Annotated in this window: 16 protein-coding genes, 1 other RNA gene and 2 pseudogenes; 4 read left to right on the plus strand and 15 right to left on the minus strand. The window is 71.5% G+C overall.

Annotation, left to right across the window (positions count from 1 at the left end):
* Positions 1-79: 79 nt before the first annotated feature.
* The 10 genes and pseudogenes from SY2F82_RS01705 to SY2F82_RS01750 all read right to left on the minus strand — a co-directional run.
* Positions 80-820: pseudogene (locus tag SY2F82_RS01705) on the minus strand (ATP-dependent helicase); the annotation flags it as partial.
* A gap of 29 nt (positions 821-849) precedes the next feature.
* Positions 850-7,599 carry a DUF3320 domain-containing protein gene (locus tag SY2F82_RS01710; protein WP_200417116.1) on the minus strand — a complete coding sequence of 2,250 codons (6,750 nt, stop codon included), beginning with the start codon at positions 7,597-7,599 and terminating at the stop codon, positions 850-852.
* 209 nt (positions 7,600-7,808) lie between these two features.
* Positions 7,809-8,471 (minus strand): hypothetical protein, encoded by a 663-nt coding sequence (locus SY2F82_RS01715; protein ID WP_200417117.1) that lies wholly within the window; start codon positions 8,469-8,471, stop codon positions 7,809-7,811.
* A gap of 37 nt (positions 8,472-8,508) precedes the next feature.
* Positions 8,509-8,619 carry a hypothetical protein gene (locus SY2F82_RS01720; RefSeq protein WP_200417118.1) on the minus strand — a complete coding sequence of 37 codons (111 nt, stop codon included), beginning with the start codon at positions 8,617-8,619 and terminating at the stop codon, positions 8,509-8,511.
* 152 nt (positions 8,620-8,771) lie between these two features.
* Positions 8,772-9,180: RNase P RNA component class A (rnpB, locus tag SY2F82_RS01725), an RNA gene on the minus strand.
* A gap of 130 nt (positions 9,181-9,310) precedes the next feature.
* A pseudogene (locus SY2F82_RS39780) lies at positions 9,311-10,090 on the minus strand (DMT family transporter); the annotation flags it as partial.
* 22 nt (positions 10,091-10,112) lie between these two features.
* On the minus strand, positions 10,113-10,940 hold the full coding sequence (locus SY2F82_RS01735; protein ID WP_200417119.1) for an AraC family transcriptional regulator: 828 nt from the start codon (positions 10,938-10,940) through the stop codon (positions 10,113-10,115).
* Positions 10,941-10,963: 23 nt separating this feature from the next.
* A complete protein-coding gene (locus SY2F82_RS01740; protein ID WP_200417120.1) occupies positions 10,964-11,530 on the minus strand; it encodes a Uma2 family endonuclease in 567 nt (188 codons plus the stop codon).
* Between the two features lie 101 nt (positions 11,531-11,631).
* Positions 11,632-12,141 carry a TetR/AcrR family transcriptional regulator gene (locus SY2F82_RS01745; RefSeq protein WP_200417763.1) on the minus strand — a complete coding sequence of 170 codons (510 nt, stop codon included), beginning with the start codon at positions 12,139-12,141 and terminating at the stop codon, positions 11,632-11,634.
* A 28-nt stretch (positions 12,142-12,169) separates the two neighbouring features.
* A complete protein-coding gene (locus tag SY2F82_RS01750) occupies positions 12,170-12,583 on the minus strand; it encodes a DUF4260 family protein (protein WP_200417121.1) in 414 nt (137 codons plus the stop codon).
* Positions 12,584-12,735: 152 nt separating this feature from the next.
* Between SY2F82_RS01750 and yaaA the strand changes: the two genes are divergently transcribed.
* Both yaaA and eda read left to right on the plus strand, forming a co-directional pair.
* Entirely contained in the window at positions 12,736-13,536 is an 801-nt protein-coding gene (gene yaaA / locus SY2F82_RS01755) for a peroxide stress protein YaaA (RefSeq protein ID WP_200417122.1), read from the plus strand.
* A gap of 84 nt (positions 13,537-13,620) precedes the next feature.
* A complete protein-coding gene (eda, locus tag SY2F82_RS01760) occupies positions 13,621-14,313 on the plus strand; it encodes a bifunctional 4-hydroxy-2-oxoglutarate aldolase/2-dehydro-3-deoxy-phosphogluconate aldolase (protein ID WP_200417123.1) in 693 nt (230 codons plus the stop codon).
* On the opposite strand, the gene SY2F82_RS01765 is transcribed toward eda, so the two are convergent.
* From SY2F82_RS01765 to SY2F82_RS01775, 3 genes are read right to left on the minus strand one after another with little or no spacing between them, the layout of a single operon-like run.
* A complete protein-coding gene (locus SY2F82_RS01765) occupies positions 14,288-15,493 on the minus strand; it encodes a bifunctional RNase H/acid phosphatase (protein WP_200417124.1) in 1,206 nt (401 codons plus the stop codon). The genes eda and SY2F82_RS01765 overlap by 26 nt on opposite strands.
* A 43-nt stretch (positions 15,494-15,536) precedes the next feature.
* Positions 15,537-16,280, minus strand: coding sequence for a zinc ribbon domain-containing protein (locus SY2F82_RS01770; RefSeq protein WP_200417764.1), 744 nt, complete (start codon positions 16,278-16,280; stop codon positions 15,537-15,539).
* Positions 16,277-17,131, minus strand: a complete 855-nt coding sequence (locus tag SY2F82_RS01775) for a Nif3-like dinuclear metal center hexameric protein (RefSeq protein WP_200417125.1) — start codon at positions 17,129-17,131, stop codon at positions 16,277-16,279. Before SY2F82_RS01775 ends, SY2F82_RS01770 begins: the two co-directional genes overlap by 4 nt.
* Before the next feature lie 344 nt (positions 17,132-17,475).
* Between SY2F82_RS01775 and SY2F82_RS01780 the strand changes: the two genes are divergently transcribed.
* Together SY2F82_RS01780 and SY2F82_RS01785 are read left to right on the plus strand one after the other, a co-directional pair.
* Positions 17,476-18,792, plus strand: coding sequence for a hypothetical protein (locus SY2F82_RS01780; protein WP_200417765.1), 1,317 nt, complete (start codon positions 17,476-17,478; stop codon positions 18,790-18,792).
* A 50-nt stretch (positions 18,793-18,842) separates the two neighbouring features.
* Complete coding sequence (locus SY2F82_RS01785; RefSeq protein WP_200417126.1) at positions 18,843-19,007, plus strand: hypothetical protein; 165 nt, start codon at positions 18,843-18,845, stop codon at positions 19,005-19,007.
* Between the two features lie 203 nt (positions 19,008-19,210).
* Here SY2F82_RS01785 and SY2F82_RS01790 read toward each other — a convergent pair whose 3' ends face one another.
* Positions 19,211-20,206 (minus strand): 3-oxoacyl-ACP reductase, encoded by a 996-nt coding sequence (locus tag SY2F82_RS01790; protein WP_200417127.1) that lies wholly within the window; start codon positions 20,204-20,206, stop codon positions 19,211-19,213.
* Positions 20,207-20,217: 11 nt separating this feature from the next.
* On the minus strand, positions 20,218-21,294 hold the full coding sequence (locus SY2F82_RS01795; RefSeq protein WP_200417128.1) for a Zn-dependent alcohol dehydrogenase: 1,077 nt from the start codon (positions 21,292-21,294) through the stop codon (positions 20,218-20,220).
* Positions 21,295-21,349 lie beyond the last annotated feature (55 nt).

Genomic DNA, 21,349 nt, shown 5'->3' on the forward strand with positions numbered 1-21,349 from the left:
GACGGGGCTCCGGAGCGCATAGCCCATGTCCAAGATCCGGGTCAAGGCCCGACCGGGGGGGCGAGCCTCCTCCGCCTTGTCAGTCGCCGGCCACGATTCTCACCGGCTCCTCCAACACGGCCCGCGCTCCTTGCACATCGGCGAACCGCGCGGCGAGGGTGGCCTCTGCAAGGCGTGCCGGCAGAGCCTCCGCGAATTTGAGTCCTTTCACCGCCCGTTCGTCGACCTCCGGCAGGCAAAGCTGTTTCGGCACATCCTTCATTGCCTGCTTCCAGGTCTGAGGAGTGGTGTCCTCCCTCAGCCGGATCCAGCAGTCATTGACACGCTGGGCAGGTGCCGCCACTGAGCCCAGTGACGCTGCCAGCGTGGCGTTGGCACGATGTCCAGCCCAGGTCCACCACCGCAGATATCCACCAGAGCCTCGGGCGACGAGCGTTCCCCCTGGATGCACGTGCTCCAGGAAGTGATCCCTGGCCTCGACAAGGGCCGCCAATGCTCGCTTCGTGAGAACCACGTCGGGATCCGTTCCGAGGAGTACCTCGCGTACGGCTCGGGCGAGCTCGAAGGACGTGATGCGCTCGAATCCGAAGCCGCTCCACTTCGCCTTGCCGCCACCGTCGACGGGTTCCACAAAACAGCGCTTGCGCTTCCAGTCGATGTACGTGACCAGCCAGCTCCGGCCTGCGAGGAGCCTGCGCGGGCCCTCGATCCTCTCCGTGAGGAGGTCGGGGTCGGTCTTTCCGATCTCCGTACGTCCCTGCATCACGGTGAACTGAGGCGGGGCCGTGAACACGGCGGTCAGTCCCATGAAATGCCTGTGGACGAGCAGGGAGTACCCGCCGTAACGGCTCAGGCACCCTCCGCAGGCATCAGGCCGCCCTCCGACTCCACGACAGTCCCGTCGGCGATCAACTTGTCGATGTCGGCCGTCAGCGCGTCCCGGATGTCGGATCCGAGCCGCGCCCACCCGAAGAACCGGGCCGCCTCCCGCAGCAGGTCCTCCCGCTGCACTCCCGGCCCCTCCTCGATCACATTCCGGATCACCAGCTGCCGCTCCGGTGCCGGCACCTCACCGACCCGCCGACTGCACCGTTCCGTCGGCGTGCGCGCGTACTCCAGCTCCCGGCCGGGACGGTCGTAGGCAGTGCCCATGCGGACGACGATGCCCCGCCGCACCAATCGCTTCAGCGCCCGGCCGATCCGGTCACGTACGACCTGGCCGGCCCGTCCGACGCCCCATGCCAGGCGGACCCGGGTGAAGATCACCTCTTCCTCGACAGGGCCCTCCACGTCGATGACGCACTGGGCCACGTCCGCCACCACGTCGATGGCGTCGGGATCCTGCAGCTCCAGCACCCCCAAGCCCCGTCGACGGCTCGCCCTGTTCCGCACCTCGACCAGCAGGTCGAGGTCAACGTCCTGGTACGGGCGGCTCCAGGCCGCCGGCCCGGCGTTCACGGCCACGAACTCCACACGGGGAGGCTGCGCGCCGACCAGGTCAGCCGTCCCCTCCTCGGAGTCCACAGCCGTCGGCTCCCCCACTGCATCCGCCGACCCGCCGCCTTTCCCACCACCGGCAACCGTCACCGTGTGCGGATCCTCGGCGCACGCCGCCTCCACCGCCGCCCGCAACCGTGCCATCGCGTCCCGCCGGTTCCGGTACCAGTCAGTGCCCCAGATACGGTGGAGCCGCCAGCCGAGGTCTCGCAGGACGGCCTCGCGGAGCCGGTCGCGGTCGCGGGCCGCGCGCGAGGAGTGGTACATGGCGCCGTCGCACTCGATGCCGAGGGCGTACGTGCCGGGTGCGGCGGGGTGCCGTACGGCCATGTCGATACGAAAACCGGCGACGCCCACCTGCGGCTGGACCGAGTAGCCCCAGTCGCGCAGGACGTCGAGGACCTCCTCCTCGAAGGGGCTCTCCGGCGCCGCGTCCGGGTTGGCGGCCTCGGTCTGGAGGATCTGCGGGCCGTGCTGGGCGTACTGCAGGTACCGCTTGAGGTGCTGCACGCTCTTGTTGCCGCTGTCGGGCAGGTCACCGCCGTAGAAAGAGGCCACAACCTCCATGCGGCGGCGGGCGCGGGTCACCGCCACGTTCAAGCGCCGCCAGCCGCCCTCCTTGTTGATCGGGCCGAAGGACGAGCGCAACTTGCCCTGCTGGTCGGGGCCATAACCGATGGAGAGGATGATCACGTCTCGCTCGTCGCCCTGGACGGTCTCCAGGTTCTTGATGAAGAAGCCGTCGAGCCGGTCCTCCGTGAAGAAGCGGTCGAGGTCGGGGCGGGCCAGCCTGGCCTTCTGCACCGCCTCCTCGATCGCCTCCGCCTGCGCCTTCGACAGCGCGACCACGCCCAGGGTGAGGCCGGGGCGGGTTTCGAAGTGGTGGATGACGCGCTGGGTGACCTTGGCCGCCTCGCCAGGGTTGTCGCTGCGCCCACCGCGGTCGTAGACACCGTCCGCCTTGAAGAACTCCACGCCGATGTCCGGGCCGTGCTCCAGCGCGCCCGGGAACGTCACCATGGAATCCTCGTAGAACTCGTGGTTGCTGAAGGCGATCAGGTTCTCGTGCCGACTGCGGTAGTGCCAGCGCAACGGCATGCCGCGCAGCACGCTGTTGCCCCTGCACAGGTCGAGGATGGACTCGTAACTGTCGACGGCCTCCTCGTCCCACTCGTCGTCATCGTCGCTGTCGCCGCCCGCGCTGAAGAACGAGGTGGGCGGCAGCTGCTTCGGGTCGCCCGCCACGATGAGTGCTTTGCCTCGGTAGACGGAGTTCACCGCGTCCTGCGGCAGAACCTGGGACGCCTCGTCAAAGATGACGACGTCGAACTGGAAGTCGGACGGCAGGAACTGGCTTACCGTCAGCGGGCTCATCATGAAGCACGGCTTGACCAGCCGTACCACGTCCCGAGTCTGCTTCAGCAGGTGCCGTACCGGCATGTGCCGCCGCTGCAGCTCGGCCTGGCGGCGGATCACCGCGGCCTGCCCCACCGTCGTACGACGCGGGCGGCGAGCGTTGCACGCGGCGATGACCTCGGCGTGCGCCGCCGCCACCAGGGCCTTGTCGGCCGACTGGAACCGCTCCACGAGCTGGTCCCGTTCGACGGCCCGCATCGGCTTCAGCCGTGCGTCGACGGCGAGCTGGTGCTCGACCCATGCGGTGAGCACCGCACGCTCCACGGCGGCGGGGAAGTCCTCGGCGGAGACGTCACGGCCGGCGAGCTGGTCGGGCAGACCGTTCAGGTGATACCTGCGCAGCACCGTCAGCGCCTCGGCGCAGGTCGTCCATGCTTCGGGCCCGAACGGATCGCGGTCCAGGCGGGAGAGGACCGACCCGGCGGCAGCGAGCGACTCACCGAGTTCCTGCCGTAGCTCCTCTGCCCGCTCGGGCTCGAAGTACCCGACGAGCGCGTCGCGCTGGCGGCGCCAGTCCTCGTCGCGGGCGGCAAGGGACGGGTCGGCGGATGCCGTCAGCATCGTCCGGGCCGCCGCCTCCGACAACGGCCCGGAGATGCCGCCGTGAGCCGTGCGGCGGACCTTCTGCGCCCAGTCCAGCGCGTCGAGTACGGCGTCACGGTCGGTGTTCGTGCCGTGGTAGAGAGCGCCGAGGAGGTTCCGGTAGGCGGTGTCGTTCTCGGCGAAACGGGACTCCGCGGCGCGCGCGGACACGACTGCGGTCACCGCGTCCCGGGCACGGGCCAGGGTCAGGCCGGTGCTCTCGTCCATGACGCGGGAGACGGAGTGGATGAGGTCCGCCGCGTCCTCGAAGGGATCCACATGGGCACGCAGCCAACCCGCCGCTTGGTCCAGGGGGCGAGCGGCGAGCGCCGGGCCGACGGCGGAGAGGTGTGATTGCTGGATGTACTCCTGCCAGTGGTCCAGCTCGTCGCGGATCTGCTCGGTCTGCAGGAGAAGGTCGCGCGGTTCGGGACGGCCGTCGGCCAGCACGTCCGCGAGGCGGGTACGACGCTCGGCGTCGGCGAGCGTCGCCGGTGCCAGCCGTTCGACCAGGTGCGCGGCTTCCAGCGCACCGCACAGGGCCTCGGTGTCGGGATGTCCGTCCGCGCTGTACCGGCCCAGCAGATCGGGATGCTCCGTCGAGTACGGGCCCGGCTGCCGGCGGGTCATGTCCAGAGCTCGGCGCAGGAGGTCACTTAGGGGCTCGTAGCCCGCCACTCTGCTCGGAGCGGCCTCGTGCAGGTCCCCCGTCTCCGTGTCCAGCCCTCGGTACCACGGTCCCAGGAGCCGGCGGTCGGTCATGGCCTCGGCCGCGAACTCCGTCGTCTCGCGCTGGGCGGCGTGGGCGACCGTGACCGCCGATCGCGCGGAGGCGAGGGTGTGCTCGGAGCCGGGGCCGTCGTCGCGGCGGCCCACCGAAGCCACGGTGTCCAGCAGCGCGATGCCCTGGCGCAGCGGGGTGAGGTGAGCGCGGAGCCACTGGGCGGCGTCACCGAGCGGCTGCTTCGTCAGCTCGGCCGCGTACGGCACGAGGAAGGGGCGGGTCAAGTCCCTCTGCGATTGCGCGAGTTCGGCGCGTAGGGATGCGCTCTGGTCCACCAGGTCCTGCTGGGTCTCCCGGCCGTCGCACACGTGCGCGGCGAGAAGGCCCCGGCGATACGGGTCCGCCACGGTGTGCGGTGCCAGCCTGTGGACGGCCTCAGCATGCGTCAGCGCCTTCCGCAGGGCCGGGACGTCGGGCAGTTCTGTGCCCCTGTAGCGGCCGATCAGTTCGGCGTGGTCTGCAGCGAGAGACCGCAGTCGCTCGTGCGCGGCGTACCAGGCGTCGGCCAGGGCCAGCTTGTCGTACAACTCGCCGCGCCACGAGCCGCCGTGCGTGAGCCGGGCGATGACCCTGCGGTCTGCGCGAACACCGCTGGAGAGCAGTCCGGCGAGTCCATGGCGTCCCTCGGTGAGTCGGCGCACGACGTCAGGGAGTTCCGGCGTGGAGACGACTGCCGGCAGGAAGGTGTCACGCGCCGCTTCCTCGGCAGCTGCCAATGCATCGGCGGCCGAGGAGATGTCGGCGACGGCCGCCTGGACCAGTGGCAGCACGTGGGGGTCCAGCCAGGCTTCGAGAGCGCGCTCGGCCGCGGCGGCGGAATCGACGAGGGTGACCAGGTTCTCCGCCTCCGATGTCGACTTGGGCCGGTCACAGCCGAGGCGAGCAGCCATCGAGTCGGCTCGATGGGCGGCGGCTTCGAGCGTGTCGGCCAGAGTCGCGAAACAGGACTCCAGCTCCACGGCCTCTCGTCCGGTCAGTGCCGCGATGTCGACCCCGGGTGGCTCCAGCTCCCCGAGTGCCTGCTCGTTGGCCGGTCGCTCGGCGCTGATGTCCGCATGCAGGTCGGCCCACCGTGGTCCCGCCTGGGTCATGGCGAGGGCCTGAGCGGACAGCACCTGTTCCTTGCGGGCGAAGAACCCCGTGAGGGCGTCCGCGATGGCACGCACGGCCGCTTTTTCCGCCTGCGCCGCCCCGCCGGGGACCAGCCACGACGCGAGCGGCCGATGCGCGGTACCCGCCACCACGACCACCGCGCACAGGTTTCGCGCTTCTTCGATACCACCCGGCTCGGCAAGTCCCATGGTGTGGCTGATGCCCATGAGGGTCTGATGAGCGCGTTCCAGCCGACCGGCGGTGGCGTCGAACTCGTCGGCGAGCCCGCGAGCCCGCTCCTCGGTGAGTCCAGTGGGGTCGAGCCCGGCCGGTGACAGGGCCGAAAGCGCCTGCTCGGCCCCACCCGGTTCCGCCGTGAGCCGGGTGGACAGTTCCCGCCAGCGTTCACCGACCGCCGAACGGGCGGCAGAGCCTGCGCGATGGGCTTTGCGGAGCTCCGCGATGAAGGCATCGACCGGAGCGTCGACGACGTCTGCGAAAGCGTCCGTCGTCAGCCATGTCTCCGGTACTGGGCTGCGGGAGTCGAGCAGCCGAAGGAGTGCGGCCAGGCGGTCGATGCCGGCCTGGTCGGTGGCAGCCGCCCCCTCGGGTGCGAGGTCCCGGTACCGGTCGACGGCCGCCGCGAGCCCGTCCCGCGCGGCCTGCGCCTGCTGGAGCGCGGGCCGCGGATGCGGCATGCCCGAGCGCAGACGGCGCCACGGAAACGAGGGATCGGCGACGGCTGCCCAGGAAGCGGAAATGGCCTTTGTCGCCTCAAGGATCAGTCGCAGATCCTCGGCGCTGAGGCTTTGAGGGCGGAACGCAGCGGTCTCGTCCGACGCCGTACCGTCGCCCGGGGTCAGAAACGCCACGGGCGCGTCCGACAACTGGCCCACCTGGCCGATCACATCGTGCAGCGTCCGTCCCAGCGGTCCACGTACCTCGTTCATCGCCTCGGCGTAAGCACTCAGCGCGAGGCGCAGCTCCCGGGCTTGCGCCACGGTCTGTTGCGACAACTGTGGGGCTCGCGGCTCCTCGGCGAGCGCGCGTCCCAGTTCTTTGGCGACGGCCTTACGGCTTGTGTTGTGGCTGTGCAGGGCGAGGGCGTACGAGTCGAGGCCGACGGAGCGCAGCCGATCGAGGACGACGTCGAGGGCCGCCGCCTTCTCGCTCACGAAGAGCACACTGCGGCCCGCGTGCATCAGCGCGGCGATCATGTTCGTGATCGTCTGGCTCTTTCCGGTGCCGGGCGGGCCGTCCAGGACGAACGAATGACCGGCCACGGCCGCGGCGACGGCCTGGCGCTGCGAGGCATCGGCGTCGAGCACCAGTGGGCTGTCCTCGGGCGGGCTCAGTTCGTCGATCCGGTCGAGGTCGATCTCCTCGAAGTCGAAGCGGTCGGACGCGAGACCTGATTCCGCGCCGAGCGCCATCGCCCGTACCAGGTCGCTGCCCAGCACTCGGTCCTCGTTGTCCAGCAGGTCCTGGTACATCGACTCCTTGTGGGAGGCGAACAGTGCCGCCACGACACGGTCGGTGACCTGCCAGCCGCTCTTGCCCGCGACCGCGTGCGTGGCGGCGGAGAGGACGGCGGGCAGGTCGGTGGGGTCCAGTTGGGTGACGGACGTCCAGTCGATGTGGAACTGCTCCAGCTTCACCTTCAGGGCGGGGTTGTGCCGTGGCTCCTCTTCATCGTTGGCTCGCAGGCGGATCCGGCCGTTCTTGGTGCGCTCGAGGAGAACCGGAAGCAGCACCAAAGGGGCGTCACTGCCTGTCTCGGCCCCGTCCTCGCGCCAACGGAGCATTCCGACGCCGAGGTTGAGGGTCCACAGGCCGTAGTCGTTGAAGAGCTGGGTGGCCTTGCCGCGAAGGTTGGCGATCGAGCGCAGGAGGGCGGGGGCGGTGGTCTTCTGGGTGACGATTCCCTCGGCACCGCCGAAGACGTCGGCTCGCCCTCGCACATCAAGCGCGGCGCCGTGGGATTCCTCCACCGTCTCATCGGCCCCGGGCTCCTCGTCCGGCAGCGGTGCGAAGTCCCAGCCCCGGTCCAGGCCTTCGACGAGCTGCTGCGCCGACGGATAGGAGATCTCCAGGGTGGACGCCTTGGTGACACGGAAATTGAGAAGGCGGTTGCGTCCACTCAGGTCCACCAGGGAGGTTCGCCATCCCGCCAGGATCGTCTTGAGCCGCTGGAGTTCTTCACCGCCGCAGCCGCCTGGATTCGTCACGCTGGTCCCCGCTGGTCGTCGCCTGTGGGCCAACGGAGCATCGCGTCGTCGGCAGCAGTTCCGCCGACAACGCAAAGAGCGGCCATGGGCGTTCGTGCCGTCCCGGTGGCCGCGTAAGTCCCGCTGATCCCCCCTCGACACGGAATTCTACGTTCAACACTCCGTTGCGTGAAGTGCTGATTACATAGGACTACGGATCGGATCGGCGGTCACTGCTGGGATCCCTCACGTTCGACCCTCAGCTCCTTCAGGAACAACGAGGGAAGCACAATCCACTCCGTGGCCCGGTCCACGACCTCCACGGTCCTGCCATCCAGTGAAGGCGTCTGCTTGGGGTCCTCCATCGGGCACAGCCACCACAGACCATGGGGGGTGTCGGCCGGCCGACGGGCGGACTGCTGGAGGGAGACAAGGAGTTCGTGACCGCCACCGTCGAAGTAGCGGGCGATCAGGCCGGAGTTGTGGACGAACAGCACCGTCTTCGGCCCGGTCCTCTCCGCCAGCTCCTTCAGCCGTTCCGTGAGCCTGGCGGTGACCCGCTGGACGTACGAGCGCAGCCCGGGCTTGAGTTCGCCCGACTCGGTGAATGCGGCGTCCGCGCGCAGGACCTTCGACCAGTCGGTACCGAGTTCGTCCGCGAGGGCTCGGAAGAGGGTCAGGAACTCGGCGTTGAGGTCCACCGGCAGGACACCGAACTCCGCGGCCAGCAGCTCTGCCGCGCCCGGCAGGTCGACGCCCTTCAGGGTGAGGGCGAGGAAGCCGCCCCGCGCGGCCGCTGTGGCCAGCTTGGCGCGGACGACCGCCCGCGGGTCGCGCCCGGAGGCCGCCGCGGCCTGGGCTTCGGCGACCATCACGCTCGGCTCGGTCCACATGTGCGTCGGGCGTCGATGTGGCGCCGACCACGGGGGATTACGCGGCCCGTGGCGGCTGGCACGCCGGTCGGGTCAGGTGCATGCACTGCTTGCCGTCCACGCCGCGCAGCAGCTGGTCGTAGGCCTTCTCGACGCCGGAGCGGCCCACGATCGCGCCGGACGGCAGGTCGGGCCTTCACCGCGCGTCGTCGGGGCCCGGGCCACGGGAACGCGCGGGAACTCCCAGGTAGAAGCGGGAAGTGCCTCGACACGGGAAAAGACCCTGACTAGAAAAGAAATCCCAGTTCAGGGCCTTGATGGCAGACGAGTCGGGCTGTACGCCGGGTTCTGTCCCGAGAGGCCCTCGCGGGCCTTTCGGTGACGGCCATCCATCTAGGACCGGCGTTGCCGCCGGTCTCGTGCGGTCTACCCGCGGACTCGGGCGGGCCGCCCTCGATCGTCCGCGCAGAGCACCTTTCACAGTGCTCCTTTTGACCTTGCTCCGGGTGGGGTTTACCTAGCTGCCCAGGTCACCCTGGGCACTGGTGGTCTCTTACACCACCGTTTCACCCTTACCCGACGCCTGAGCGCCGGGCGGTTTGCTTTCTGTGGCACTGTCCCGCGGGTCACCCCGGGTGGCCGTTAGCCACCACCCTGCCCTGTGGAGCCCGGACGTTCCTCGGGGAGCACCCCCGTCAGGGGGACTCCACGCGGCCGTCCGCCCGGCTCGTCTGCCGTGTGGACCATGGTACCGGGCGCGGCGCCCGCTTCGGTGCCGTGGCCACGGCCGGGCCCGCCGTCGCGAGTACCGAGCCTGCCAGGATCAACGCGAAGGCGATCATGATGCCTGCCGTCAGGGGCTCGTCCAGCAGGGCCGCGCCCGCCGCGACCGCGACGGCCGGGTTGACGTACGTGATCACTGTCGCTCGGGTCGGGCCCGCTTCCTTGATCAGTTCCAGGAAGGCGACGAAGGCCACGGCCGTGCAGAGGACGCCCAGACCGGCCAGGGCGGCCAGGACCTGGGCGGAGGGGAGGGTGGTCGGCCAGGTGGCCGCGGCAGCGGGGGCGTAGACCAGGGCCGCCAGCGTCAGGCAGGGTGCGATGAGCTGGAGCGTGGGGACGTCCTTGAGGTGGCGGGCCGCTATCAGCGGTGCGGTTGCGTAGCCGACGACCGTCAGCAGCACCTCGGCCAGGGAGCGCGCGTCGCCGCCGGTCAGGTGCGGGGCCGTGAGGACGCCGACGCCGGCCAGGCCCAGCGCCAGTCCCGTCAGCCGTCGTACGCCCAGGCGCTCCGCGTCACCGACGAGCCGGGCCGCGACCACGCCCACGATCGGGACGCCCGCGATCAGCAGGCCCGCCGTGGAGCTGGACAGGTGCCGCTCGGCGTCGGTCAGCGTGAGCCAGGGGCCGATGATCTCGATGCACGCGAAGGCCAGCATGGGGCGCCAGTGGGTCCGTACGACCCGGGTGAGGTTCCCTTGCCGTACCGCGAACGGGAGCAGGAGGACGGCGCCCAGTGCGCAGCGCGTGAACACCACCATGGTCGGGGACACCGCGTCCACCGCCACTTTGATCATCAGGTAGGGGATGCCCCAGATCACTCCCATGAGGGAGAAGAGGAACCAGCCGCGTGCAGTCATGCGGTGAGTGTGAGGCCCGGCCTCAGGCCGCGTCTTGAACGCTGTTGCGGTACGCCGCCGGGGTCACCCCCAGCACCCGGCGGAACCAGCGCGTGAGGTGCGCCTGGTCGGCGAAGCCGACCAGCGGGGCGACCTCCGCCGGGCGCAGGCCCGTCTCCAGCAGGCCTCGGGCCCTCGCGACGCGGTACTGGGCCAGCCACGCGTACGGCGGCAGACCCAGCTCCGTGCGGAAGGCGCGCAGCAACTGGTAGCGGGACATGCCCAGGTCCGCGGCCAGGCCGGCGAGAGAGGGCGGGGCGAGGAGTTCGTCGGCGAGGCGGTCGCGGACGGCGCGGGCGACCGAGGCGGCGCCGGGGATCGTGTCGGGTACCGGGCGTGCCGTGGAGTGGCGGCGGGCCAGGGCCGTGAGCAGCCACGGGAGGCGGGACTCGGCTTCCAGTGGGTCGGGGCAGACGCTGAGTTCGGTGTGGGTGGCGCACAGGGCGGCGACCAGTTCGGGGTCGTCGAGGAGTGGTTCGCGGAAGTGGGGCAGGCCGCCGAGGATGCCGTCGGAGAGGAGGGCGGGGTCGGCGTACAGGGCGCGGTAGGCGTAGCCGTCGGTGGTGGTGGCGGGGGCGCCGGTGTGGGTCTCGCCGGGGTCGAGGACGACGATGGTGCCGGGACCGGTGCGGATGTGGCCGCCGCGGTAGTCGATGACCTCGGAGCCGCCGACGCAGACGCCGATGGTGAACTCCTCGTGGGCGTGCGGGGCGTAGCGGTGCTGGTCGAAGCGGGCGGTGAGCAGGTCGAGGGGCGGGCCGCCGGTGCCGAGCCGTGCCCTGGTCCACGTGGCCTGTTCCCGTACGCCCATCACCCACCCCCGGGTCGATGGGATCAGAGGAAGTCGCCGGTGTCCAGTTCGAAGGCGAAGGGCTCCGGGAGAGCGAGTGGTTTGCCGAGGGGGCGGGTGCAGTGCTCGGGGTAGTCGTCCTTCTCCGGGTCGCTGAACAAGGTGATCGACGACGCCTCGCGGTCGGCCAACAGGTACAGCGGGATGCCGCCACGGGCGTAGCAGCGGCGCTTCGCCTGACGGTCGGTGTTGGGCCTGGTGGACGTCACTTCGAGGACCATGGCGACGCCGTCACACGGCATCCACGGGTCCGCGCCTCGATAGAGCCGCAGCTCAGCGGGGGCGAACGTGCCGTCGGGGATCACATGGTCCTTCGGGCAGCCGCACTTCAAGCCCTTGTTCCCGGAGAAATCCATGTCGGTCCGGGACCGCCTGATCACCTGCTTCACGATCTGGCTGATGCAGTCCTCGTGGTCCCCGTCCGGTGGCGGCGTCACGACGATCTCCCCCTCGATCAGCTCCGCCCGGAAGCCCTCCGGGGTGTCCAGGGCGAGAAAGCCCTCCAGCAGGACGTCTTCCTGCGTGAGCGGCTCATGGGCCATGGCGGTCATGTCACGCCCCTCCTTCGGTCGCTCACCGGAATGGGACATCGGCTGATCACCTGGCCGTGAGATCGGGAACCGTTCCTTCGATCGTGGCACACGATCCTTGTTCAGGGGTGCAGAGCCTGCAGTCCCCGTTTCCACGCCGCCTCCAGGTCCGCGTCCTGTGGAAACCGGCCGTGGATCTCCAGGATCACCATGCCGTGGGCGAAGGCCCAGGTGGACCGGGCGAGGTCGAGGTCGCCGGCGCAGGCGCGCAGCAGCGGCAGCGCTGCGCGGTCCTCGAGTCCGGCGGGAAGGGACGCGCGGGGCAGGGGGCGCTCGGTGGCCAGGCGGTACAGGTGCGGGTGAGCGAGGGCGTACGTGCGGTACGCCTCCGCCAGCGCCTGGAGGGAGCCGGGGGCGCGGGTCTCGGCGGCCTCCAGTGCCTCGGCCGACTCGTCGAGCATCTGGGCGATCAGCTCCACCTCGACGGCGTGTTTGTCGGGGAAGTGCTTGTAGAGGGAGGGGGCCTTGATGCCGAGGTGGTCGGCGAGGGTGCGCATGGTGAGCGCGGCGGGCCCGGAGTCCTCCAGGAGGGTCCGGGCCGCCGCGACGATCTCGCGGGCGCGGGGCGACAGGTGCGCCCCGGCTGTGGGGGCCGGTCGGTCAGCCACGCTGGAAGCCCTCCCTGGTGCGCAGTCCGTAGCCGAGGGCGCGATCGTACGAGATGTGGGCGAGCCAGCCGCACAGGGCGGCGAAGGCGGGGGCCCAGGCGAAGGGCGCGACCATGTACAGCGCCATGAGCGTGAGCGGGACCAGCGCCCGGTGCATGGCGTTGTAGTACGGCACCGCGCGGGGTGCCAGTTGCCCCTTAGCCATGCGGGGCGCCTGGTCGAGGGCGACCAGGAAGGTCAGGTCGGGCAGGACGAGGAAGACCAGGGCGAGGGTGCCGGCGGCCCAGCCGTGGTTGACGGCTTCGAGGACGGCGAAGGCGGACCAGAAGATCGCGTTCACGAGCCAGGCTGTACGACGGACGACGCTGAGGGCGGAGTGGGGGGACGCGGTGCCGGCCGTACTCATGACTGCCTCCCGGGGCGGTCGGGCGTTGAGCTAACGCCGTTAGCCGCGAAGTTAAGGCGAACGGCGTTAGCCGTCAAGGGTCGACGCCCGATGTGGACGCCGCTCCCCGTAACCTGGCGCGAGCACCACCACCGGCCCCAAGGAGAAGACCCGTGCTCGTCCTGTTGCCGCCCTCCGAAGGCAAGGCGCCCTCCGGACGCGGTGCCCCGCTGAAGCTGGAGTCGCTGTCCCTGCCGGGGCTGACCGCCGCGCGGGAGGCCGTGCTCGGGGAACTCGTCGAGCTGTGTACGGGGGACGTGGAGAAGGCGAGCCAGGTGCTCGGACTCAGCGAGGGACTGCGCGGCGAGGTCGCGAAGAACGCCGGGCTGCCGACGGCAGGAGCGCGGCCCGCCGGGGAGATCTACACCGGTGTGCTGTACGACGCCTTGGACCTGGCCTCCCTGGACACTGCCACCAAGCGGCGCGCGGCCAGGTCGCTGCTCGTCTTCTCCGGGCTGTGGGGCGCCGTCCGCGTCACGGACCGCATCCCCTCCTACCGCTGCTCGATGGGCGTGAAGCTGCCCGGGCTCGGGGCGCTCGGCGCGTACTGGCGGACGCCGATGGCCTCCGTCCTGCCCGAGGCGGCCGGCGACGGTCTGGTGCTCGACCTGCGGTCCTCCGCGTATGCGGCCGCATGGAAGCCGAAGGGCGAGGTGGCCGGGCGTACGGCGACCGTGCGGGTGCTGCACTCCCAGGTCGTGGACGGGGTGGAGAAGCGGTCGGTCGTCAGCCACTTCAACAAGGCGACCAAGGGGCGGATCGTCCGCGCCCTGCTGACGGCCGGGGTCGCGCCCAAGGACCCGGCGGAGCTGGTCGAGGCGCTGCGGGACCTGGGGTACGTGGTGGAGGCCGAGGCGCCGGGCCGGGCGGGGAAGCCCTGGTCGTTGGACGTGGTGGTGACCGAGATCCACTGATCGGCCACGCCCGGGCAGCGTGTGGCGTTGCAGCATGCGCAATGGCCTTTGCGCATGGTGTCATTCGTCGGCAGGATGACGGCCATGACCTCGCCCCTGCCCTCGTCCCCTGCGCCGTCAGCCGCGCCCTGCGCCCATCCGGTGCTCGATCTCGCGCCCGTCGTCCCCGTGGTCGTCGTCCAGGACGTCGCCGACGCCGTGCCTCTCGCTCGGGCGCTCGTGGCCGGTGGGCTGCCCGCGATCGAGGTGACGCTGCGTACCCCGGCCGGTCTTGAGGCGATCCGGGCGGTGTCGGGTGAGGTCGCGGGCGCGGTCGTCGGGGCCGGGACCGTCATCACGCCGGAGCAGGTGGCGGACTGCGTCGCGGCGGGTGCGCGTTTCCTGGTCAGCCCTGGGTGGACGGATGGGCTGCTGGCGGCGATGCAGGGCTCCGGGGTGCCGTTCCTGCCGGGGGTGTCGACGGCTTCGGAGGTCGTGGCGCTCCTCGAGCGCGGCGTGCGGGAGATGAAGTTCTTCCCGGCGCAGGCGGCGGGTGGCACGGCGTTCCTGAAGTCGCTCGCCGGACCGCTCCCCCAGGCCCGCTTCTGCCCGACGGGCGGCATCGGACCGGCGAACGCCCCGGAGTACCTGGCCCTGCCCAACGTCGGCTGCGTCGGCGGTACCTGGATGGTCCCCGAGGACGCGATCGCCGGGCGGGACTGGGCGCGGATCGAGGGTCTCGCCCGGGCGGCGGCGGGGCTGTGGCGGCCGGTCAGCGCAGGTGCGACGTGTCGTTGAGGAGGCGCAGGCTCGCGTTGCCGTCGGCGTAGTACGCCACCGCGGACAGGGACGCGGCGGACAGCTCCATGCGGAACAGGGCCTCGGGCGGTGCGCCGAGCGCGAGCCGGACCAGCGTCTTGACGGGCGTCACGTGGGAGACGACCAGGACGGTGCGGCCCGCGTGGGAGGCGAGCAGCTTGTCCCGCGCCACGGCGACCCGGCGGGCGACGGCCGCGAAGCTCTCACCGCCGCCGGTGGGTTGGGCCTCGGGGTCGGTCAGCCAGGCGTTCATGTCGTCGGGGTACCGCTCGCGGACCTCGCCGAAGGTGAGGCCCTCCCAGGCGCCGAAGTCGGTCTCGCGCAGTCCGTCCTCGATGCCGACCTCCAGCCCGAGGCGGGCTGCGACGACACCTGCAGTCTCACGACAACGGGCGAGAGGCGAGGAGACGACGGTCTGCACGGTCCCGCGTGCGGCCAGCACGCCGGCGACCAGTTCGGCCTGCCGTCGGCCGACCTCGGAGAGACCCGGGTCGCTGCCCCCACTGCCGGAGAACCGCTTCTGCGGGGTCAGCGGGGTCTCGCCGTGCCGCAGCAGTACGAAGGTGGTGGGGGCGCCGAGGTCGGGCGGCGGCGCGGAGGCGACATGACGAGCGGCCCGGATGTCGGCCGCCTCCCGCTCGGACGGGCCCACGGAAGCCTTCGCCGAACCCGCGGGAGCCTCTCGCCCGGGGCCCGTGGCGCCACCGGAAGCCGGCTCCGCCGTCGAACCGGACGGTTCCCAGCGCTCGCCCCGCGCCCCCGCGTCCATCGCCTCGTTGGCGAGACGGTCGGCGTGCTTGTTCTGCTCGCGCGGGATCCACTCGTAGGTGACCTGCTCGGGCGGGAAGACCGCGGCCGCCTCCACCGCCAGGGGTCTCATCGCCGGGTGCTTGATCTTCCAGCGGCCCGACATCTGCTCCACGACCAGCTTGGAGTCCATCCGCACCCGCACCCGCGCGCCCGGGTCCAGCTCGTGGGCCGCGCGCAGCCCGGCCAGCAGTCCCCGGTACTCGGCGACGTTGTTCGTGGCCGTGCCGATGAACTCGGCCCGTTCCGCGAGCGTCTCGCCGCTCGCCGCGTCGCGCACCACGGAGCCGTAGCCCGCGGGCCCCGGGTTGCCCCGGGAACCGCCGTCCGCCTCGACGATGAACTCCCGCACGCCGTACGCCTCTTGTCGAACCTCTATGGCCTCTGGCCGCCTCTTACAGACCGGACTCCGCCGTGCGCACCAGGATCCGGCGGCAGTTCTCGCAGCGCACCACCGTGTCGGGCGCGGCCTTGCGGATCTCGTTCAGCTCGGTGATCGCCAGTTCCTGCCGGCAGCCCTGGCAGGTGCGCTGGTACAGCTTGGCGGCGCCGATACCGCCCTGCTGCTCGCGCAGCTTGTCGTAGAGCTTGAGCAGGTCCGCCGGCACCGACGCCGAGACGACCTCGCGCTCCTTGGTCACCGACGCGACCTCGCCGTCGATCTCCTCGAAGGCGGCGTCCCGGCGCGCCGTCGCGTCGTCGATCTTCGACTGGACGGAGGCGACGCGCTCGGTCAGCTCCGCCACCCGCTCCTGCGCGGCCTCGCGGCGCTCCATCACCTCGAGGACGATGTCCTCCAGGTCGCCCTGCCGTTTGGCGAGCGAGGCGATCTCGTGCTGGAGGTTCTCCAGGTCCTTGGGCGAGGTGATCGCACCGGAGTCGAGGCGCTGCTGGTCGCGGGCGGCGCGCTGGCGCACCTGGTCGACGTCCTGCTCCGCCTTGGTCTGTTCGCGGGCGCAGTCGCTCTCCTCGGTCTGCGCGGCCACCAGCAGGTCGCGCAGCTGGACGTGGTCCTTGGTCAGGGCCTCGATCTCGGCGTGCTCGGGCAGGGACCTCCGCCGGTGAGCGAGCTGCTGGAGGCGTACGTCGAGGTCCTGGACGTCGAGGAGGCGGATCTGGTCGGCGGGCGCGGCGTTCAGTTTGGGGCTCCCGTTGAGCTAGAGGTGGTGGACGCCGCGTGGGCGGTCCAGGGGTCGGTGACCGTCTTGGAGACGTGGACGCGAAGGTCCCATCCGTGCCGGTCGGAGATCTCGTCGAGCTGGGCTGCGGCCAGCTCGCACCAGGGCCATTCGGTGGCCCAGTGCGCCGCGTCGAGCAGCGCGAGAGGACTGTGGGCGCGGGCTTCGGAGGCCGGGTGGTGGCGCAGGTCCGCGGTGAGGAAGGCGTCGACACCCGCCGCGCGGACCGCGTCGAAGAGGCTGTCGCCGGAGCCGCCGCTGACGGCGACCGTGTGCACCACCGCCTCGGGGTCGCCGGCGACGCGGATGCCCTGCGCGGTGGCGGGCAGCCGCTCGGCGGCGCGGGCGGCCAGCTCGCGGACGGTCAGCGGGTGGTCCAGCTCGCAGACGCGGCCGAGGCCCCGCCGGCCTTCCGGGTCGGTGGCGTCCGGCACCAGGGGGCGTGCGACCCTGAGGTCCAGCGCGCCGGCCAGCGCGTCGCTGACGCCGGGGTCGGCGGTGTCGGCGTTGGTGTGGGCGACGTGCAGCGCGATGTCGTTCTTGATCAGGGTGTGCACGACACGGCCCTTGAAGGTGGAAGCCGCCACCGTCGTCGTACCGCGCAGATAGAGCGGGTGGTGGGTGACCAGCAGGTCGGCGCCCAGCTTCACCGCCTCGTCGACGATCTCCTGGACGGGGTCGACGGCGAAGAGAACCCGGGAGACCTCCTGGTCCGGGTCGCCGACGACCGTGCCGACCGCGTCCCAGGACTCGGCCCGCTCGGCGGGCCACAGGTTCTCCAGCGCGGCGATGACTTCAGACAGACGGGGCACGGGGAAAAGGCTACCTGGCCCGGGGCGGTGACCCATCGGTCGCGGGTCGTTCCGGCGGGCAGGCGGGAGCGGCTCGTACGATCCGGCCTCCCGGACGTACGAGCCGGCTCCCCGTCCAGACGTCCTCCAGACGTCGTCCGGCCGTCGTCCAGTCGTCGTCCCGGTCGCCGTCCGGTCGTGCTGAGGTGGTGAGTTGGCCGCACGCGCGCCCCCTTGTGCAGCACAACCGCCCCCGTTTATTCACAGGAATCCCCGCACCGACACCCTTACGTGTGAAGCGACGGCCGGGGGATGTCACGCCTGTGCGTACGAAAACTAGCTTCGTCGCCGGAGGTGACCGAATGATGACGGCCTGTGCCTTCACATCCGCCACGGCGAACGGCCCCGAAGGGGCGCCCGGGCCCGGATGCGTGATCACCGCGGACGGTTCCTACGCGGCGCGTCTCGCTCTGGACGGCGCGTCCTGGTACCCGGAGCGCTGGACCCTGGACGGCCCGGAACCGTACGCCGTACCGCTGCCCGTCAACCAGCCCGAGGAGCCCGGCACCGAAGTGCAGCCGTTGGCCGACGGACGGGTGCTCGTCCACCGCGTCGCGGCCCGGCGGCGGCACACGTTCTCGCTGCTGTACCCGACCGGGCCGGGGACCGGGGAGCGGCTGCTGGGCGCGGTGGAGTGCCCCGCGGAGGAGACTCGGCTGCGGCTGCTGCCGCCCGCGCCGACGGGGGACCGCGCGTTCGCCCTGGAGGTGGGTGCGGGGACGAGCGCGGTGTGGCTGGTGGCGGGCGGCGCCAGGGGGCCCGAGCGGGTGGCCGAGGTGCCGGGCCGGTGCTCGGGCGGGGTGTGGCTGGACCGCACGGGCCGGTTGCTGGCCGTGGACCGTACGCCGCCGGACGGGGGTCCCACCAAGACCGTGGTGGTCGATCTGGAGCGGGACGGCGAGGTGTCGCCACTGCTGCAGATCGCGGACGGCAGCAACGACCGGCTGCTGCTCGCCGACGCGGACAGCGGCCTGCTGCTGATCCGCTCGGACGCGCCCTCACCGGGCCAGGAGCGGCTCGGCTGGGGTGTGTTGGGGAGCACGCTGCCGGTGCGTTTCCCCGAGTGCCTGCGACTGGACCGCCCGACGACGCCGTTCGCCATTCAGCCGGGGCAGGCGTTGACACCGGAGAGCTGCGCGGTGGCGCTGCGCATCGACGGGCCGGCCGGCAGTTGGGTCGGGGTGTGGCGCCCCGCGGACCGCCGGGTGCACCAACTCGCCGCACCCACCGGGTGGTTGGCGGGGGCCGGGCTGTGGACGCGGGACGGGGTGCTGCGGCTGCCGTACGCGACGGGTGCCGTGCGGTGCGCGGTGGCGCTGCTGGAGGTGCCCGGCGCGACGGTCGCCGCATCGGCCCGGGAGACGGGCGCCGCGATGGCCCGGGAGACGGATGAACGGCCGGTCCCGGTGCCCCCGGAGCCGTCCGTGACGCGACCGGTCACGTTGCAGCAGGCGCTGTCGCCACGGCGCGCCGAGGCGGCCCCGGCCCCCCTCGTGTGGATCCGCAAGAGACAGGCACCGGTGGGGAATAAGGACGGGTCTCCTGGGCACGCGCAGGGCCAGGGCGGCAGCCGCAGCACGACACCCCCGGCCCCCGGCACGGCTGTCGTTGCCGCCCGTTAGACTCGCCCGGCTGTACGAACGATCATGTTGTGACGGGGTGGACACTTCCGATGAACGACACCAGCACCACACAGCCTCTGTCTGCCGAGGCCCAGGAGATCCCGGGGCACGGCAAGCACCGCGGTCCGGTCTCCGCCGAGGACCACGAGGCGGCGCCGCACGGACGGCACCGCAAGCCGTCCGGCCAGCAGCAACAGGCTGGCACAGCGGCCTGAACCGCCTCCGCTGCGTGATGTGAGGTCCGGCAGCCGCCGTACCCCGCCGGCTGCCGGGTCTCTTCGGCCCCGCCCGTCGCCGCGACGGGCGGGGCCGTTGTATACGGGCGGGGCCGTTGTATGACGGGAAAAGTCGCCCCCACGACGGGAGAGGTCCCCCCACGACGGTAGACGTCGTCGCACGGCGCCCTCACCCGACCCCTTCAGCGATCCCCCGACGCCCCCTCGTGCCGCAGCCCCAGCACCTCCACCGCCGCGAACGTCTCTCCCCGCGGCCGCTCGGCGTAGTGCGGGGTGAGCAGTGCGTCGAGTTCGTCGTATGTGAAGGCGTCCTGCTTGGTGTCGAACTTCACCCCGACCCGTGGCCGTTCGACGATCGCCACCATGCCGCCGTGCACGACGAGGAGCTGCCCGTTGACCTGCGCGGCGGCGGGTGAGGCCAGATAGCCGACGAGGGGGGCGACATGCTCGGGCGCGAGCGGGTCCAGGCCGTCGTCCGGTGGTTCCGAGCCGGCGAACACGTCCTCGGTCATACGGGTCCGGGCGCGCGGGCAGATCACGTTCGCGGTGACGCCGTACTTGGCGAGGGCGAGCGCCGTCGACGTGGTGAGGCCGACGATTCCGCCCTTGGCCGCCGCGTAGTTGGGCTGCCCGGCCGAGCCCGCCAGGAACGCCTCCGAGGACGTGTTGACGATCCGCCCGTACACCGGCCCGCCCTCCGCCTTCGAGCGGGCCCGCCAGTGCGCGGCGGCGAAGCGGGTGGTGTTGAAGTGGCCTTTGAGGTGGACCCGGATCACCGCGTCCCACTCCTCCTCGGACATGGAGAAGACCATGCGGTCGCGCAGGATGCCCGCGTTGTTGACGAGGATGTCGAGCTTGCCGAACTCCTCGACGGCCGACTCGACCAGCACACGGGCCTGTTCGAAGTCGGACACGTCCCCGTCGTGGGCGAAGGCCCGGCCGCCGGCCGCGCGGATCTCGGCGGCGACCGTCTCGGCGGGGGTTGTGGAGGCCTCCCCGGAGCCTCCCCCAAGCTCGCGGCTTCGCTCGAGCAGGGTGGACCCCCATCGCCCCGGCTGCCCGTGGTCGTTGACGACGACGGCCGCGCCGAGCCGGGCGACTTCCAGCGCCTCGGCCCGGCCGATTCCGCGTCCGGCGCCGGTGACGATCGCGGACAGCCCCTCAAGTGGCAGTGACATGCGTCGCGTCCTCAGATCTCGATGCACGTACGCAGGGCGGTGCCGGTACGCATCTGGTCCAGCGCTTCGTTGATGTCGGACAGCGGCACCCGGTGGGTGATCAGCCCCTCCAGGTCGATGCGACCCGCCCGCCACAGGGCGATGGTGCGCTCGTAGGAGCGCAGCACGTCGCCGCCGCCGTACAGGGACGGCAGGATCCGCTTCTCGTCGAAGAACAGCTCGAACATGTTGAGTTGCAGGAAGTCGTCCATGGCGCCCGCGCCGACGATCACGAGCGTGCCGCCGCGCCGGGTGTTCTCGTACGCCGTGCGGGCCGTGGCCGACTTCCCGACCACCTCGAAGACGTGGTCGAAGCCCTCGCCGCCGGTGACCAGCTGTTTCGTGTCGGGCAGCTCGTCCGGTGACACGGCCCTGGTGGCGCCGAACCTCAGCGCCGCCTCACGGCGCGAGGCGACCGGGTCGACGGCGACGATCTCGGCGGCGCCCTTCAGCCGCGCCCCCTGGATCGCGGAGATGCCGACGCCCCCGCAGCCGATGACCGCCACCGAGGAACCGGCCTCCAGATCGGCGGTGTTGAGCGCCGCGCCCAGCCCGGTCGTCACCCCGCAACCGATGAGCGCGGCGATGTCGAACGGCACGTCGTCCGGGATCGGGACCGCGCAGCCCGCGTCGACGACGACCTCCTCGGCGAAGGTGCCGGTGCCCGCGAAGCCGAAGACGTCACCGCCGGGGCGCCTGAAGTTGGGCGTGCCCGCGTTCATGAACCCGGCCAGGCACAGCTCGGTCTGTCCGCGCCGGCAGGCGGGGCAGGCACCGCAGGCCGGCAGCCAGCACACGACCACCCTGTCCCCCGGCTTCACACGGCTCACCCCCTCGCCGACCTCGAGGATCTCCCCCGCGCCCTCGTGGCCGGGCACGAACGGCCCCGGTTGCGGCAGCACCCCGCTCATCGCGGACAGGTCCGAGTGGCACAGCCCGGTGGCGCGCACCCGGATCCTGACCCTGCCGGGGCCGAAGCCCGTCGCCTCGACATCGTCGAGGACCTCCAGCTTGTCCTGGCCGATCTCGTGCAGTACGGCTGCGCGCATGGTGCGGCTCCCCTCGAAGGCTCAGTGGCACAGGAGTGTTCGGCGACTCGGTGAC

This window comes from Streptomyces sp. Y2F8-2 (genome assembly GCF_014905555.1).
GTDB lineage: Bacteria > Actinomycetota > Actinomycetes > Streptomycetales > Streptomycetaceae > Streptomyces > Streptomyces cynarae.